The organism is Streptomyces sp. XM4193, assembly GCF_023072595.1.
GTDB lineage: Bacteria > Actinomycetota > Actinomycetes > Streptomycetales > Streptomycetaceae > Streptomyces.
Genome location: NZ_JALLGK010000008.1, coordinates 56423 through 69578, shown reverse-complemented (window position 1 = coordinate 69578; position 13156 = coordinate 56423). Strand labels below are relative to the sequence as shown.

Sequence of the window (13156 nt, the reverse complement as noted above, 5' to 3'; positions counted from 1 at the left end):
TCAGCCGTTCACCGGTTCCGGTTCGCGGTTGCCGACGTCGGTTCGCCTCAGGCCAGCAGCCGCTTCCAGTCGGTGCTGCTGAGCGACTCCCGGCCGCTGAGGGTGTGCTTCGCACCGGCGCGGCGCATCGTCTCCACCGCCGCGGCGACGTCCTTGTTGTCGCCGGGGGCGACCTTCGGAGTGATCAACGGCCAGATGTCGGAGCCGAGGTAGCCCGTCTCGTCGGTCGTGGAGTGGTACGCCGCGGAGCAGGTGTGCTGCTCGATGCTGTGCGTCTCGGTCAGCCGTACGACCGCACGCTTGGTCGCCGCGTCGAAGACGCCGGTGGTCCCGACGTCGTTGAACCCCTTGGCGCGCAGCAGGTGCTGGGCCGCGCGCACCTGGGCGTTGACGGCGTCCGGGCGCAGCAGCGGCCAGACGTCGGGGGCGGTCACCCTTGCCACACCGATCGCACCCGCGACGGCGTCGCGCAGTTCCTGGAGCCGGCCGTAGAGGACGGTGCCGGGGCACTCGGTGGAGTTGAAGTCGCGGTGGCCCATGATGTCGCTGACCGGGCGGCTGTAGCGCACCGCGATCCAGGCGACCAGGTCGACCAGCGAGTCCCACAGGGCCTGCGGCACGTCGACGTCGACGTAGATGCCCTCGTTCTCGATGCCGATCACATCGCTGTTGTGGCCGCCGACGTTGGCGCCCACCACGTGCTTGTTGCCGGCCCGCACCGAATCGAGGCTGTGGTGACGGCCTTCCAGGATGTGGCCGCCGCGGCTGTTGGTGAACTGCTGGCCGCTGTCGCCCCAACCCTGGCCGTCCATGTGGAAGTTCTGGATGTCGCGGCAGATCTTCTTCGCGTGCTCCAGCGAGTAGTCCTCGCTGTTGCCGGGCTCCGCGGTGTGGTGGACGACGATGTGGAGCGGTGTGCGGTCCAGGATGTCGATCTGGCCGTTCGGCGGGCGTGCGCCCCACTCGGCGGTGCTGTGGATGCGGGGCTCGGGTGCCGCCTTGGCGCCTGCCGCCTTCTTCGCCGGTGCGGGCGCCTTGTCGGACTGGCCGGCCGAGGCGAGGTGCGGGATGCCGAGGCCGACACCGGCGGCGGCGGTGGCGCCGATGCCGCCGCGGATCAGGGCTCTGCGGTTGAAGCCTGAGCTCATGGAGGTCTCCCTGAGAAGTGGGGGGAAGTTCCGGGGACGGGGGTCCGGGACCGGGACGGTTCCGGAGGTCGGGATGCGGGCCGGGCGCGGTGCGCGGCGTCAACCACCCGTGTGGGGCGGGCGGTCGGCCACCGGTCGCAGGTCCGGCGGACTCGGAGTCAGGGCGTGCAGGGGAGCGGTACGCCGCGGTCGCCGAGGTAGGGAACGGGGTCCTCGCCGAAGCCGAACCCGCCGTCGAGGTGCACCTCGAAGTGCAGATGCGGTCCGGTGGACTGGCCCTCCGAGCCCATGGAGGCGATGTGCTGTCCCGCCTGCACCTGGTCGCCGACCTGCACGAAGCGCTCGTACATGTGCCCGTACTCGGTGACCGAACCGTCGGGGTGCAGGATGCGGATCCACTGGCCGTAGCCGGACGCCTCGCCGGAGTGGGTGACCTCTCCGGGGCCCGCTGCGTGCAGCGGGGTGCCGAGCTCGTTGGCGATGTCGACACCGTCGTGGCCGCTGTGGTGGCCCTGGCTGATGACACCGGCCGCGGGGCAGGCGGCCTCGAAGGCAGCGGGTTCGGCGGCCGAGGCGGGGCCCGCGGCCGTCAGGGTGAGTGCCGCACAACCGGCTGCCACTCCGGCGGCCACAACTCGGCGTCGGACACTGTTGCCTCGGAGCACTGTGGGGAAGTGCATTCGGCTCTCCCAATTCTTCGGCGTTGTGTCACCTTCGCGCGGTGTTTCGTTGCGCTTTCGCCGTGTGGGGGCGCGCCGATTCTGCCGACGCCGGCGGGGTGCGTACGAGCCGCGCACCAGCCAGCGAAGCAGCGAGCCATGTACGCGACAACCCTGCAAGGACAAATGTCCCTGATTTCTTGGCTCCCTGAAACAAAGCGGCCCGGCTATTAGCCGCGTAGCAGACCGAATCGGGCCGGATTTCCGTTGGTTGAACCACTGGTGGAGGTAAAGCCCGGCGCGTGGTGGCCTCTTGGAGCGAATGGGCGGCGAAAAGCGCCGGCGCGAGAAGAATTGAGGGGAATGCGCGCGAACTCCGAGGATGTGCGGGTCGCGTGCGGCGGAGTGCGCGGGGCGTGCGCGGCGGGGCTCATGGCCGGTGTGCGCGGTCGGGCGGGGGTGTGCGGGGGCGTGCTGTGGTCGCGGCGAGCGGGCATGGGGTGCGCGCATCCGCGTGGCCCGGTCCGGGTCCGCTCGCCCGGAGGTCTGCGCACCTCCCCTGTGCGCACCTCCGGGCGGCGGCCGGGCGCCCCGGGCAGGTGGAAGGACGTCCGGTTCCCCCCGCCGGGCGTCCGGTGATCCACCTGCTCCTCTCGCCTGCGAGGCGGGGGCAACCCATGGAGAACGACCGTTCTCCATGTAGTACCGTACCGTCGGCAACTCCGGTTCTCAAGAAGGGGATCGGGGAGCCACCGGGACGGGGGAGAGCCGATCGTGAGCAGTGCACCCACCGACTCCGGCACCGCGTTGCGCATCCTCGACGCCGCGGACGGCCTCTTCTACGCCCACGGCATCCAGGCCGTCGGAATGGACCGGATCAGAGACACCGCCGAGGTGTCGCTGAAACGCCTGTACCAGTGCTATCCCTCCAAGGCCGCGCTGGTGGAGGCGTATCTGCGCAGACGCGATCGCGACGCCCGCGCCTCGCTCGCCGAATTCGTGGACGAACTGCCGGACGCCGACGAGAAGGTGCTCGGCATCTACGTCTGGCTGCGCGGCGTGCTCGCCCAACCGGGCTTCCGCGGCTGCGCGTTCAACAACGCCTTCGGCGAACTCGGCCCGGGCAGCGAGGTCGTGGCCACCGTAGTCCTCCAGCACAAGCGCAGGCTGCGGGAGTTCATCGCCTCGCTGGTGGGGAACGCCGGGGTGTGCGACGTCGAGACCGTCACCTCGCAACTGGTCGTGCTCCTCGACGGGGCGATCACCGTCGGCTCCGTCCAGAGCAACCCGGGGGCGGCGGACGACGCCCGGGCCACGGCCGCCGCGGTGCTCGCCGGTGCGGAACGCACCCCCGCCTCCCGGACCCCCGACGGCCGTAATGCTCCCGACGGCCGTAACGCCCCTGCGTCGTAACGCCCCGCGCCCTCCCACGCCCGACTCCCGTGTGCGGGACCGGGGTTCAGCCCGCGGACGTGGTCCGCTCCACCGGAATCCACAGCTCGGACTCCGCGGTCTCGCCGTCCTCCGACTCCTCGACGCGCACCAGCGAGGGCCCCTGTCTGCTCTCGTACGGGTTCGACGGGAACCACTGGGTGTAGACGTCGCGCCACATGTTCTGGAGCGTGGCCGGGAACTCGCCCCCGCACTCGAAGACCGCCCACGTCCCGGCGGGTATGTCCAGGGCCGTCATGTCCTCCGGCGGCGGCGCGGAGCTGACCGCGCAGTGGTGGTAGTCCAGCCCGGTGCCCTCGTGGCGCTGCTCGTCCTCGAAGTTGACCGTCGCCGCGACGGCGCCGGTGGGTTCGCCGTCGGAAAGGGCCTCGATCCGGTCCAGGGTCTCGCGGCCGAGCCCCTGGAGGAACGCGACGATCTGCGGGTTCAGTCCCTCGTGCACCTGCCTGACCCGGGCCGACCGGCCCACCAGCCGGAACGCGTCCTTCTCCACGATGCGGTACCGCATGCTGCTGCTCCCTTCGATGATCAGTCGGAAGGACATCCGTGGCTGGGACTGCAGCGCCGCGCCGGTACGCCTCGCCTCGCCGGGGCCCACCCCGTGGACGGCGCGGAACGCCCGGGCGAACGCCTCGCCCGATCCGTAGCCGTACCGCACGGCGACGTCCAGCAACGTCCGTTCGCCCGCGAGCACTTCGGCCCCCGCGACGGTCAGACGGCGGCGCCGCACGTACTCCGAGAGCGGCAGCCCGGCGAGCGCCGAGAACATCCGGCGGAAGTGGTACTCCGAGGTCATCGCGATGCGCGAGAGTTCACGCACGTCCAGAGGCTGGTCGAGCCGCTGCTCGATGTGGTCCAGGGCCTCGTTCAGTCGCTCCAGCATCCCTGCCCGCCCTTCCTTTCGAGACCACGCTAGGGAGCAGCGTGCCCGCGCCACCCGACAGACCGTGCCCGCCGCGATCGGGTCCCACCGCCCCCGGGAACGCGATCGCGCCCCGCCCCGACATCAGGCGCCGAACTCACGCGCCGAGACACGCGATCGCGCCCCGCACCGAACTCGCGCACCGAACTCGCGCGCCGGGCCCGACAGCGGGCCCCGGGGACGACGACGGCCTCCTCCGGGGCGTCTGCCGCGCCCGGAGGAGGCCGTCGAAGGCCGTCGAACGGCCCGTGTGCGGCTGTCAGTTGATGTCGCTCGGCGCCGGGCCGGTGCGCTCGTCCCGGTTGAGGGCGGCGATGAGCGCCATCTCGTCGGGGGAGAGCTGGAAGTCGAAGATCTCGAAGTTCTCCCGCATCCGGCTCGGGGTGGTCGACTTCGGGAAGACGATGTCCCCGCGCTGGACGTGCCAGCGCAGTGTGACCTGGGCGGAGGTGCGTCCGTGCTCCTCGGCGATGCCGGTGATCGCCGGATCGTCGAGCGAGCGTCCCTGCGCGATGGGCGACCAGGCCTCGGTGGCGATGCCGTGCTTCTTGTTGAACTCGCGGACCGTGTGCTGGGTGAGGTACGGGTTCACCTCGATCTGGTTGACGGCCGGGACGGTGTCGCTGCTGTCCATCAGTCGTTCCAGATGGGCGGGTTCGAAGTTGGACACGCCGATCGCGCGGACCCGACCGCTGCGGTGCATGGCCTCCATCGCCCGCCAGGTCTCGGTGTAGGTGACCGGCGAGTCGGCCATCGGCCAGTGGATGAGGAAGAGGTCCAGATGGCCGATGTCCAGGTCGGCGAGGGTCCGGTCGAAGGCGCGCATGGCGTCGTCGTAGGCGTGGGCGTCGTTGGCGAGCTTGCTGGTGACGAAGACGTCCTCGCGCGGCAGCCCGCTGGCACGCACGGCCTCGCCGACGCCCCGCTCGTTGCCGTAGAGCTGAGCGGTGTCGATGTGCCGGTAGCCGATCCGCAGCGCTTCCCCCACGACGTCCCCGGTCGTGGCCGGGTCGATCTGGTAGGTGCCGAAGCCGAGTTGGGGGATCTCGACGCCGTTGTTGAGGGTGATGTTCGGTGGGGGAGTCGCTGCTTCGGTCACGTCGGGCTTCCTTCTGGTGAGAGCGCCAGCGGGTCGGTGCCGGAGTGGGGCGCGGGCCCGCCGGTGGTCCGCCGGTACGGGTGCCCGTGCCCGATGTCCGCTCCCCGCAGCGTATGGCGCCTGCCTCGGCGGCGTCCAACACCGCCGGAGCCCTGTCTCACCCAGTGCGCCCGGGCGACGGCCGACCGCCCCGGCCTGCGAGGATCGCCGCATGCGACGCGGCGACACCGGTACGGGTGAACAGGAAGAGCGGTATGTTGACGGCGGCCCGCGACAGGCGGAGGCGCGGGCGGGGGCGCGATGAACGGCCTGCTCACCGGCTTCGCGACGATCGGCTCGATCGTCGCGCTCGGGTGGCTGCTGGCTCACATCCGGATGATGGACGAGAGCGCGCAACACCTCCTGTCCCGCCTGGCGTTCTACGTCGCCAGCCCCGCCCTGCTGGTCACGGTGCTGGCCGACACCGACATCTCCGACGTCCTCTCCGCGCCGCTGCTGGCCTCCATCGGGAGCGTGCTGGTGGTCGGGGTGGCGCAGATCCTGCTGGCCCGTCTGGTGTGGAAGCGGAACGCGGCCGAGACGACGATCGGCGCGTTCTCCGCCGCGTACGTGAACGCGGGCAACCTCGGGCTGCCGATCGCCGGTTACGTGCTCGGCGACGCCGCGCTCATCGCGCCGATGCTCCTCATCCAGCTGCTGCTGATGCAGCCGCTGGGCCTGACGGTGCTGGACATCGCCACCAGCGAGGGGCCGCACTCCTGGCGGACGATCGTGCGCCGGCCGCTGACCAACCCGCTGCTGATCGGTTCGGCGATCGGTGTGCTGCTCTCGGTACTGGATCTGAGTCTCCCGGCCCCGGTCCAGGACCCGCTCACGCTGGTGGCGGGGATGGCGATCCCGGCGATGCTGATCGCGTACGGGATATCGCTGCGGCTGGGCCCGCTGCCCGGACGCGGTACCCACGCGCCCGAGGTGGCGGTCATCGTGCTGCTGAAGGTGGTGATGCAGCCGCTCGTCGCCTTCCTGCTGGCACGCTACGCGCTCGATCTCGACCAGGCCGGCGTGCTGGCGGTGACGGTGATCGCGGCGCTGCCGACCGCGCAGAACATCTTCGTGCACGCCAGCCGCTACGGCACCGGGGTGCTGTTGGCGCGGGACTCCATCTTCGTCTCGACGATCCTGTCCGTGCCTGCGCTGCTGGTGATCGCCGCTGTGCTTGTCTGAGTGGCGCGCCGGGCTCCGCCCGTGCCGTCGGCCCCCCCCCGGTGCCCCGTCGCCACTCCCGTGTTTTCTGCACCAATGGTTGACGTGTACACGTCGCTGCCCGCACCGTCGTAGTGGTCAACGCGCGTAAACCGTCCGCAGGTTGCGCCGTCGGCCCCGAGTGGAAAACGGAGGAGACATGTCACGACGCACCGTGCGCACCCCCTCGCTGAGGAAGCGAGTGGTCATCCCGGTCCTCGGCGGTCTGGCCGCCACCGCGCTGGTCGCCACCGGAAACCTGGCCGGCGCCGCCCCCGCCGAAACCGGTTCCGAACGCGGGACCCTGGCCGCCGCCTTCACCGACGCGGCGGAGAAGTACGACGTGCCGCGCGATCTGCTGGTCGCGGTCGGCTACGGCGAGACCCGGCTCAACGACCACGACGGCAAGCCCAGCCACGCCAACGGCTACGGCGTCATGCACCTGGTCGGCAACCCCGGCCACACCACGCTGAACGAGGCCGCAGACCTCACCGGCGAACCGCTCGCCGACCTCCGGGGCGAGAGCGAGGCGAACATCCTCGGCGCCGCCGCCGTGCTGCGCGACTACGCGGACGCCCAGGGCCTGGAGGCCGAGGAGCGCGACGGCGTCCACAACTGGTACACCTCCGTGGCCCGTTACGGCGGCGCCAAGGACGACTCGACGGCCCGCCTCTACGCTGACACCGTCTACGAGCTGCTCTCCGACGGCATCAGCGCGAAGGTCCAGGGCGGCGAGAAGGTCACCGTCACCCCGCGCGAGGTCAGCCCCGAGCGCGGTGAACTGGCCGACGTGCGTCCGCACGGCGCGGGCGCCGCGAGCGAGGACTACCCGCCCGCCGCCTGGGTCCCGGCCAACGCCGGCAACTACACCAAGGGCCGTACGGCCGCGATCTCCACGGTCGTCGTCCACGTCACCCAGGGCTCGTACGCCGGCACCATCAGCTGGTTCCAGAACCCCGAGGCCCAGGTCAGCGCGCACTACGTGATCCGCTCCCAGGACGGGGAGGTCACCCAGATGGTGCGCGACGCCGACACCGGCTGGCACGCGAGGGGCGGCAACCCGTACTCGATCGGCCTGGAGCACGAGGGCTTCGTCGACGACCCCGCGTGGTTCACCGACGCCATGTACCGGTCCTCGGCCGCGCTGACCAAGCACCTCGCGGACAAGCACGGCATCCCCAAGAACCGCGAGCACATCGTCGGCCACCACGAGGTGCCCGGCAACGACCACACCGACCCCGGCCCCAACTGGGACTGGGACTTCTACATGAGCCTGGTCAACTCGTGACCCCGCTCCTCCCGGCGGACGCACGGTCCCGCCGCACCTTCGGGCCGCACCCCCACGCACGCCCGAATCCGCAACGGGGCTGAACCCGGCCGAGCCCCGCAGGTTGCCCCCGCCGACACACGGGCGGGGGCAACTCGCGCACCGGCGGCGGGAATCGGCCGCCGGGGCCGGCGGTGCTGCCAGCACCGCCGGGACTGCCAGCACCGCCGGGCTGCGGGGCGGTGTCAGTCGCGGGGCAGGCCGAAGCTCAGGCCCGAGGGCTGGACCTCCACCGCGCGCACGCTCCACCGCTCCTCGCCGTCCTCGTCGAGGGGGTACTGGCAGCGGTGCTCGGTCTGGACGTTGAGCTCGACGAGCTCCGCGTCCGGGATCTCGCTGCACTGCACCCGGTCGACGCCGCGCCGGTTCTGCTGCTTGAAGAACTCGCCGCCCACGCCCCTGGCGGTCAGCAGCCCCATCAGCGGCTTCGCCTGGTACGTGAAGACGAAGCTGCCGGGCTCGTACCGGTCGCTGATGGTGACCTCCCAGGGCACCTTGAGGCCCTCGTAGGTCACCGTGCAGGTGGTGGTGGCGCCGGCCTTCATGGTGACGTCCCCGCCCGCGCAGGAGCCCGCCGTCCTGCCCTCGACACCGGCCATGGCCAGCGTCTTCTCGCGCAGGTCGTGCACGACTCGCTCGGTCTCCGAGGCGTCCCGGGGCGGTTCGGGGCTGATCTTCGGACGGTCCTCCAGCAGTTCCTCCACCGGAGCGTCGATCTTGACCGGCAGCTCCTCGCTCTCGCCGCCGTCCGTCTGCGCCTCGTCGCCCTCGTCCACTCCGCCGGAGCCGGAAGCGGCGTTTCCACCGGGCTCGGTGCCGTCGCCGGACCCGCTTCCTCCGCAGCCGACCGCCAGCACGGCGACAGCCACGGCGCCGACGAGTGTTCGAGTGATTCGCATGTGCGGGATCTTAATGGAACCGTAAAATCTCCGACCTCCTCGTCGAGGTCGGGCCGGAGGTCTCAACTCCCGTCCGTGTGCGCCCCGCCGGCACCGCCTCCGGTCGCCCTCCCGGGCCCCTCCCGGACGAAGTGGTCGAACTCGTCGTTGTGCACGCCGAGGACGAAGGCCCGCCACTTGGCCCTCGTCGTCGTCACGATCCGCTCGGGCTCGTCGCTCTGCCGGATGTGGATCAACCCGCCCTCGCCCGCGGCGACTTCGAAGCACTCCTGCGAGGGATCGTCGGAGGCGCGGATCCACTCCAGCGCTCCCGGGTCGGGGGGTGTCGTCATGGGGCCCAGGCTACGGACGCACCACCGGCGCCCGCAGCCCGTCCGGGTTCGCACCGGGTCCGTGTACGGCGCGCACGGGCCCCGCGGTGCACCCCGCGGGGCACCGGGGGCCGGCCGGGGCCCGTCGTCAGAGCTTGCGGACGAGCGTCACGCCGTCGCGCACGGGCAGCATCGCGCAGCTGACCCGCTCGTCCGCCGCGATGGTGTCGTTGACGGCGCGGATCGCCCGCACGGACTCGCTCTGCTCGCTCTCGTCCACCACGAGCCCGCCCTGGAGCACGTTGTCCAGCGCGATCAGCCCGCCGGGCCGGAGCCTGGTGACCAACTCCTCGTAGTACACCGGGTATCCGACCTTGTCGGCGTCGATGAACGCGAAGTCCACCGTCTCCTCGGCCGGCAGCGCGCGCAGGGTGTCGGCGGCCGGTGCGATCCGCAGGTCGATGCGCTCGTCGACGCCGGCCCGCTCCCAGTAGCGGCGGGCGATCGAGGTCCACTCCTCGCTGACGTCGCAGGCGATCAGGCGACCGCCCGGCGCCAGGCCGCGGGCGATCGCGATGGACGAGTACCCGGTGAACGTGCCGACCTCGACGGCGAGTTGGGCGCCGGTGAGCTGGGTGAGCATGGTCAGCAGCGCGGCCTCGTCCTGGGAGACCTGCATCTGGGCGCTGTCCGGCAGCGCCCTCCTGGTCTCCTCGGCGAGCTCCCGCAGCAGCTCGTCGGCCGGGCTGCTGTGGTCGTTCAGGTAGTCGTCGAGGGCCGGGTTCACGATCTGCACGGCGTTGTGCTCCGTTCGGCGCGGGGGTCACCGGGTGCGACGGCGGGCCGGACGAAACCCCGTGGCCCAAACACCGCCGAACCCAACAGAAGTGACAGAGGGTCAGCTATACGGCCATACCGTAGACGATGGTGAAGACGGTGCCGAGCGAGCCGATGATGAACACACCCGCCAGACCGGCGACGATCAGGCCCTTGCCCTGCTCGGCGCTGAAGGTGTCGCGCAGGGCAGTGGCGCCGATGCGCTGCTTGGCCGCTCCCCAGATCGCTATGCCCAGACAGATGAGGATGGCGATCGCCATCACCACCTCGATCATCACGCGCGCCTCGGTGCCGAGCGACCCGAACGGACCCCAGTCGGGGGCGATTCCGCCGATGATGGTGTTGATGTCGCCCTCGTCAGCCGCCAGAAACATGTGAACTCACCGCCCCAGAAAGATGTGTTGGGTGTCCGTCAGATCCGGACGGCCGATGGTGGCCGACCGTGTCCGAGGCCCTCTCATATGAGTAACCCTTCTTGAATTCTGCCACGAGATGGGATGGTTGGGGGGTGCGGAAGATGTGGGTGGCGACCGGAGTCGGCTTCACGATGGTGCTCGGGTTCATGGCGCTGCTCGTGGTGGGCACGTACAGCGCCGCCACCCAACTGGGCGGGGGCGGCGGGAAGTCGGTCGCCCTGGCGAAGAACTCCGTGCCCGCTCAGTACTCTGCGCTCGTCCAGAAGTGGGGAAACCTCTGCGACGCCATCAACCCGGCGCTGCTGGCGGCCCAGTTGTACCAGGAGAGCGGCTGGAACCCGCGTGCCCAGTCGCCCGCCGAGGCGCAGGGCATAGCCCAGTTCATCCCGGGCACCTGGGCGGCGCACGGGATGGACGCCAACAACGACGGCAAGGCCGATGTCTGGGACCCGGAGGACGCGATCCCCTCCGCGGCCTCCTACGACTGCAAGATCGCCGGATACGTCGAGGACGTGCCGGGCGACAACACGGACAACATGCTCGCCGCCTACAACGCCGGCTCCTACGCGGTCATCAAGTACGGCGGCATACCGCCCTACAAGGAGACGCAGAACTACGTGAAGGTCATCCGCGAGGGCGAGAAGAGCTTCGCGGCGCCGACCTCGCGGGTCGACCCCTCCAAGAAGGCCGCGGGCGCGATCGACTACGCACAGGGGAAGTTGGGTACTCCGTACCTGTGGGGTGGCGAAGGCGGACCGGGCGACAACGGCCGCTTCGACTGCTCGGGGCTGACCAGGGCCGCGTACGCGGACGTCGGTGTCGAGATCCCCCGCGTCGCCAACGACCAGTGGAACACCGGGCCGCACCCCGCCCGCGACGAACTGCTCCCGGGAGACCTGGTCTTCTTCAGCCACGACCTGAAGGACAGCCGGCAGATTTATCACGTGGGCATCTACGTCGGCGGCGGCTATATGATCGACGCACCGTACACAGGAGCGGTCATCCGCTTCGATCCGATCGACACACCGGACTACTTCGGCGCCACCCGGCCAACTGCCGGTTGACGCGGGACAGTCCCGCTGCATGAGGGCAGCCGGCCGTGTGAGGACGTCACCCGGCCGGACTGGACAGCAGTGTCGGCCGGACAATGTACGTGTCACCCTTCAGTAACATCCGGGTGATCTTCCGGCGGAGGCGGAACGTCGGACGAGGCCGTCCCGTTGCCAGTACGTGGCGCGGGACCACCGCCACGCTCAATCACGGGGGTCGGACGCGCGTACCGGCTGTACGCGTAACAAGGTGTGAAGGGCACGGGTCGTCACATGGCTGGTTGGGAAGACCCCGACGTCGACCTGCTGTACCGCGTCAACGGCTGGTCGGAGCAGACCCCGGAGTGGGTCAGTTCCGTACTGGGCTTCATGAGCGAGTACGGCGTTATTTTCGGTCTCATGGCCCTCGGCCTGTGGACCTGGTGGACCGCACGACAGCGGCCGGGATCCGTCACGGCGGTCGCCGGCCTGCTCTGGGCGCCGCTCGGCGCCGTCGCCGCGTACGCGGCCAACTACCCGATCCGCGAGCTGGTCGAGAGACCGCGCCCGCTGGTCGACCATCCCGATCTGAACGTGCTGGTCGAGGGCAAGGGCGGGTGGTCCTTCGTCAGCGACCACTCGGCGCTCACGATGGCGCTGGCGGTCGGCATCTTCATGGTCAACCGCCGCTGGGGCGCGGTGGCGATACTGCTCGCCCTCTTCCAGGGCTTCGGCCGGATCTACGCCGGCGTCCACTACCCGACCGACGTCGTCGGCGGTGTGGCGCTCGGTACGGCGGTGGTGCTGCTGCTGGCGCCGCTCGCGATGATGCTGCTCACCCCGCTCACCCGGGCCGTCGCCGCCTCGCCGCGCGGCGGCTGGCTGATCACCTGCCCGCGTGCGGAGGCCGCCCGCGCCCGCAACGCCGAGCGCAACGGCGAGGACCGCGGCCAGGGCGGCGGCCGGCCGCACGGCGACGAGTCGTCGCCGGCGGGCTCCGCGGACCGTCCGGCCGGCGGAGGCCGGTCCGGTCGCGGTCGGCGCGGCGTGCGTGCGCGCGGCCGGGGCGGCGAAGGCACGGCGGGCGGATCGGCGCCGGAGAAGCACCGCGACGCAGTCGTCTGACGGAGGTCCGGCCCGCCCGGCCGTCCGACGGAAACCGGCTCGGGCCCGCGGCCCGAGGCCCGTACCCGCGGCGCACTCGCGCGGCTGCCCGCGCCGGGCCCGCACCGACCGCGTCTGTGGCGGGCAGCGCACCGCACCCGCGGCGCGCTGCCCGCCACAGCTGTCTCCCGCCCGGCTCGGCGGCACCCGGACCCGCTGCGCCCGGCTCCGCGGCACCCGGACCCGTCCTGCCCGGGGCCTGCGGCGCAGGCGCGGGTGCGTGATCCGGCTCCCGGTCGAGACGCGCCGCCGGGCCGTCGCGCGGTGTCGAACCCGGGGAGGCCCGTGCTCCCGGACAGCGACGCGTGCCTTCCGTGCGCGAGGGAGTACCGGAACGTACCGGGGCCTGCGGCGGCGCGGTCGGGTGCGGCCGGCCGTGCGCGGCGGACCGACGGGAGGTGCGTGGCGGGTCAGACGGTGCCGACGTGCTCCTGTGCGTCGTCCCGGGCCTTGGACCGGGCGCGCCGGGCGGGGCCGCGCCAGCCGCAGCTGCAGCAGGCGTGGGTGAACGGGCCGTTCTCCGCGGTGGCGAGCTGATGCTCGGAGGGCACAGTCAACTCCGACCGGTCGGGCTCCTGGGGCACGTCACCACGGTACCGGGCGGCGCGTCGGCCGGAACGTGACGGTCCGCCCGACCCCTCGTTAGGCCGCT

Annotated in this window: 13 protein-coding genes and 1 pseudogene; 5 read left to right on the top strand and 9 right to left on the bottom strand. The window is 71.3% G+C overall.

Annotated elements, in window-relative coordinates; all coding sequences use genetic code 11:
* Positions 1 to 47: 47 nt before the first annotated feature.
* Both MTQ01_RS19880 and MTQ01_RS19875 read right to left on the bottom strand, forming a co-directional pair.
* Entirely contained in the window at positions 48 to 1148 is a 1101-nt protein-coding gene (locus MTQ01_RS19880) for an N-acetylmuramoyl-L-alanine amidase (RefSeq protein ID WP_247492050.1), read from the bottom strand.
* 158 nt (positions 1149 to 1306) lie between these two features.
* Entirely contained in the window at positions 1307 to 1828 is a 522-nt protein-coding gene (locus tag MTQ01_RS19875; protein ID WP_247492049.1) for a M23 family metallopeptidase, read from the bottom strand.
* 753 nt (positions 1829 to 2581) lie between these two features.
* Here MTQ01_RS19875 and MTQ01_RS19870 point away from each other — a divergent pair.
* Positions 2582 to 3220: a TetR/AcrR family transcriptional regulator gene (locus MTQ01_RS19870; protein ID WP_247492048.1), complete on the top strand. Its 639-nt coding sequence runs from the start codon at positions 2582 to 2584 to the stop codon at positions 3218 to 3220.
* Positions 3221 to 3266: 46 nt separating this feature from the next.
* Here the strand turns inward: MTQ01_RS19870 and MTQ01_RS19865 are convergent, their stop codons facing one another.
* Both MTQ01_RS19865 and MTQ01_RS19860 read right to left on the bottom strand, forming a co-directional pair.
* Positions 3267 to 4142, bottom strand: coding sequence for an AraC family transcriptional regulator (locus tag MTQ01_RS19865; protein WP_247492047.1), 876 nt, complete (start codon positions 4140 to 4142; stop codon positions 3267 to 3269).
* Between the two features lie 298 nt (positions 4143 to 4440).
* Entirely contained in the window at positions 4441 to 5280 is an 840-nt protein-coding gene (locus tag MTQ01_RS19860; protein ID WP_247492045.1) for an aldo/keto reductase, read from the bottom strand.
* 300 nt (positions 5281 to 5580) lie between these two features.
* On the opposite strand from MTQ01_RS19860, the gene MTQ01_RS19855 reads away from it, so the two are divergent.
* Entirely contained in the window at positions 5581 to 6504 is a 924-nt protein-coding gene (locus MTQ01_RS19855; protein WP_247492044.1) for an AEC family transporter, read from the top strand.
* Positions 6505 to 6682: 178 nt separating this feature from the next.
* Positions 6683 to 7801 (top strand): annotated as a pseudogene (locus MTQ01_RS19850) (N-acetylmuramoyl-L-alanine amidase); the annotation flags it as partial.
* 233 nt (positions 7802 to 8034) lie between these two features.
* Here the strand turns inward: MTQ01_RS19850 and MTQ01_RS19845 are convergent.
* The 4 genes from MTQ01_RS19845 to MTQ01_RS19830 all read right to left on the bottom strand — a co-directional run bounded on the left by MTQ01_RS19845 (position 8035) and on the right by MTQ01_RS19830 (position 10270).
* On the bottom strand, positions 8035 to 8748 hold the full coding sequence (locus MTQ01_RS19845; protein ID WP_247492043.1) for a hypothetical protein: 714 nt from the start codon (positions 8746 to 8748) through the stop codon (positions 8035 to 8037).
* Between the two features lie 62 nt (positions 8749 to 8810).
* Positions 8811 to 9080 (bottom strand): DUF397 domain-containing protein, encoded by a 270-nt coding sequence (locus MTQ01_RS19840; RefSeq protein WP_247492042.1) that lies wholly within the window; start codon positions 9078 to 9080, stop codon positions 8811 to 8813.
* A gap of 127 nt (positions 9081 to 9207) precedes the next feature.
* Positions 9208 to 9855 carry a class I SAM-dependent methyltransferase gene (locus tag MTQ01_RS19835; protein ID WP_247492041.1) on the bottom strand — a complete coding sequence of 216 codons (648 nt, stop codon included), beginning with the start codon at positions 9853 to 9855 and terminating at the stop codon, positions 9208 to 9210.
* A 106-nt stretch (positions 9856 to 9961) separates the two neighbouring features.
* A complete protein-coding gene (locus MTQ01_RS19830; RefSeq protein ID WP_211040012.1) occupies positions 9962 to 10270 on the bottom strand; it encodes a hypothetical protein in 309 nt (102 codons plus the stop codon).
* 143 nt (positions 10271 to 10413) lie between these two features.
* On the opposite strand from MTQ01_RS19830, the gene MTQ01_RS19825 reads away from it, so the two are divergent.
* Both MTQ01_RS19825 and MTQ01_RS19820 read left to right on the top strand, forming a co-directional pair.
* Complete coding sequence (locus tag MTQ01_RS19825; protein ID WP_247492269.1) at positions 10414 to 11376, top strand: bifunctional lytic transglycosylase/C40 family peptidase; 963 nt, start codon at positions 10414 to 10416, stop codon at positions 11374 to 11376.
* 258 nt (positions 11377 to 11634) lie between these two features.
* On the top strand, positions 11635 to 12465 hold the full coding sequence (locus tag MTQ01_RS19820; protein WP_247492040.1) for a phosphatase PAP2 family protein: 831 nt from the start codon (positions 11635 to 11637) through the stop codon (positions 12463 to 12465).
* 449 nt (positions 12466 to 12914) lie between these two features.
* Here MTQ01_RS19820 and MTQ01_RS19815 read toward each other — a convergent pair whose 3' ends face one another.
* Positions 12915 to 13088, bottom strand: coding sequence for a hypothetical protein (locus tag MTQ01_RS19815; protein ID WP_247492039.1), 174 nt, complete (start codon positions 13086 to 13088; stop codon positions 12915 to 12917).
* Positions 13089 to 13156: the final 68 nt, after the last annotated feature.

Bases quoted from the DNA above. Each gene is read 5' to 3' on its own strand.
- MTQ01_RS19880 (WP_247492050.1), bottom strand. From the start codon at position 1,148: ATGAGCTCAGGCTTCAACCGCAGAGCCCTGATCCGCGGCGGCATCGGC.
- MTQ01_RS19875 (WP_247492049.1), bottom strand. From the start codon at position 1,828: ATGCACTTCCCCACAGTGCTCCGAGGCAACAGTGTCCGACGCCGAGTT.
- MTQ01_RS19865 (WP_247492047.1), bottom strand. From the start codon at position 4,142: ATGCTGGAGCGACTGAACGAGGCCCTGGACCACATCGAGCAGCGGCTC.
- MTQ01_RS19855 (WP_247492044.1), top strand. From the start codon at position 5,581: ATGAACGGCCTGCTCACCGGCTTCGCGACGATCGGCTCGATCGTCGCG.
- MTQ01_RS19845 (WP_247492043.1), bottom strand. From the start codon at position 8,748: ATGCGAATCACTCGAACACTCGTCGGCGCCGTGGCTGTCGCCGTGCTG.
- MTQ01_RS19840 (WP_247492042.1), bottom strand. From the start codon at position 9,080: ATGACGACACCCCCCGACCCGGGAGCGCTGGAGTGGATCCGCGCCTCC.
- MTQ01_RS19830 (WP_211040012.1), bottom strand. From the start codon at position 10,270: ATGTTTCTGGCGGCTGACGAGGGCGACATCAACACCATCATCGGCGGA.
- MTQ01_RS19825 (WP_247492269.1), top strand. From the start codon at position 10,414: ATGTGGGTGGCGACCGGAGTCGGCTTCACGATGGTGCTCGGGTTCATG.
- MTQ01_RS19820 (WP_247492040.1), top strand. From the start codon at position 11,635: ATGGCTGGTTGGGAAGACCCCGACGTCGACCTGCTGTACCGCGTCAAC.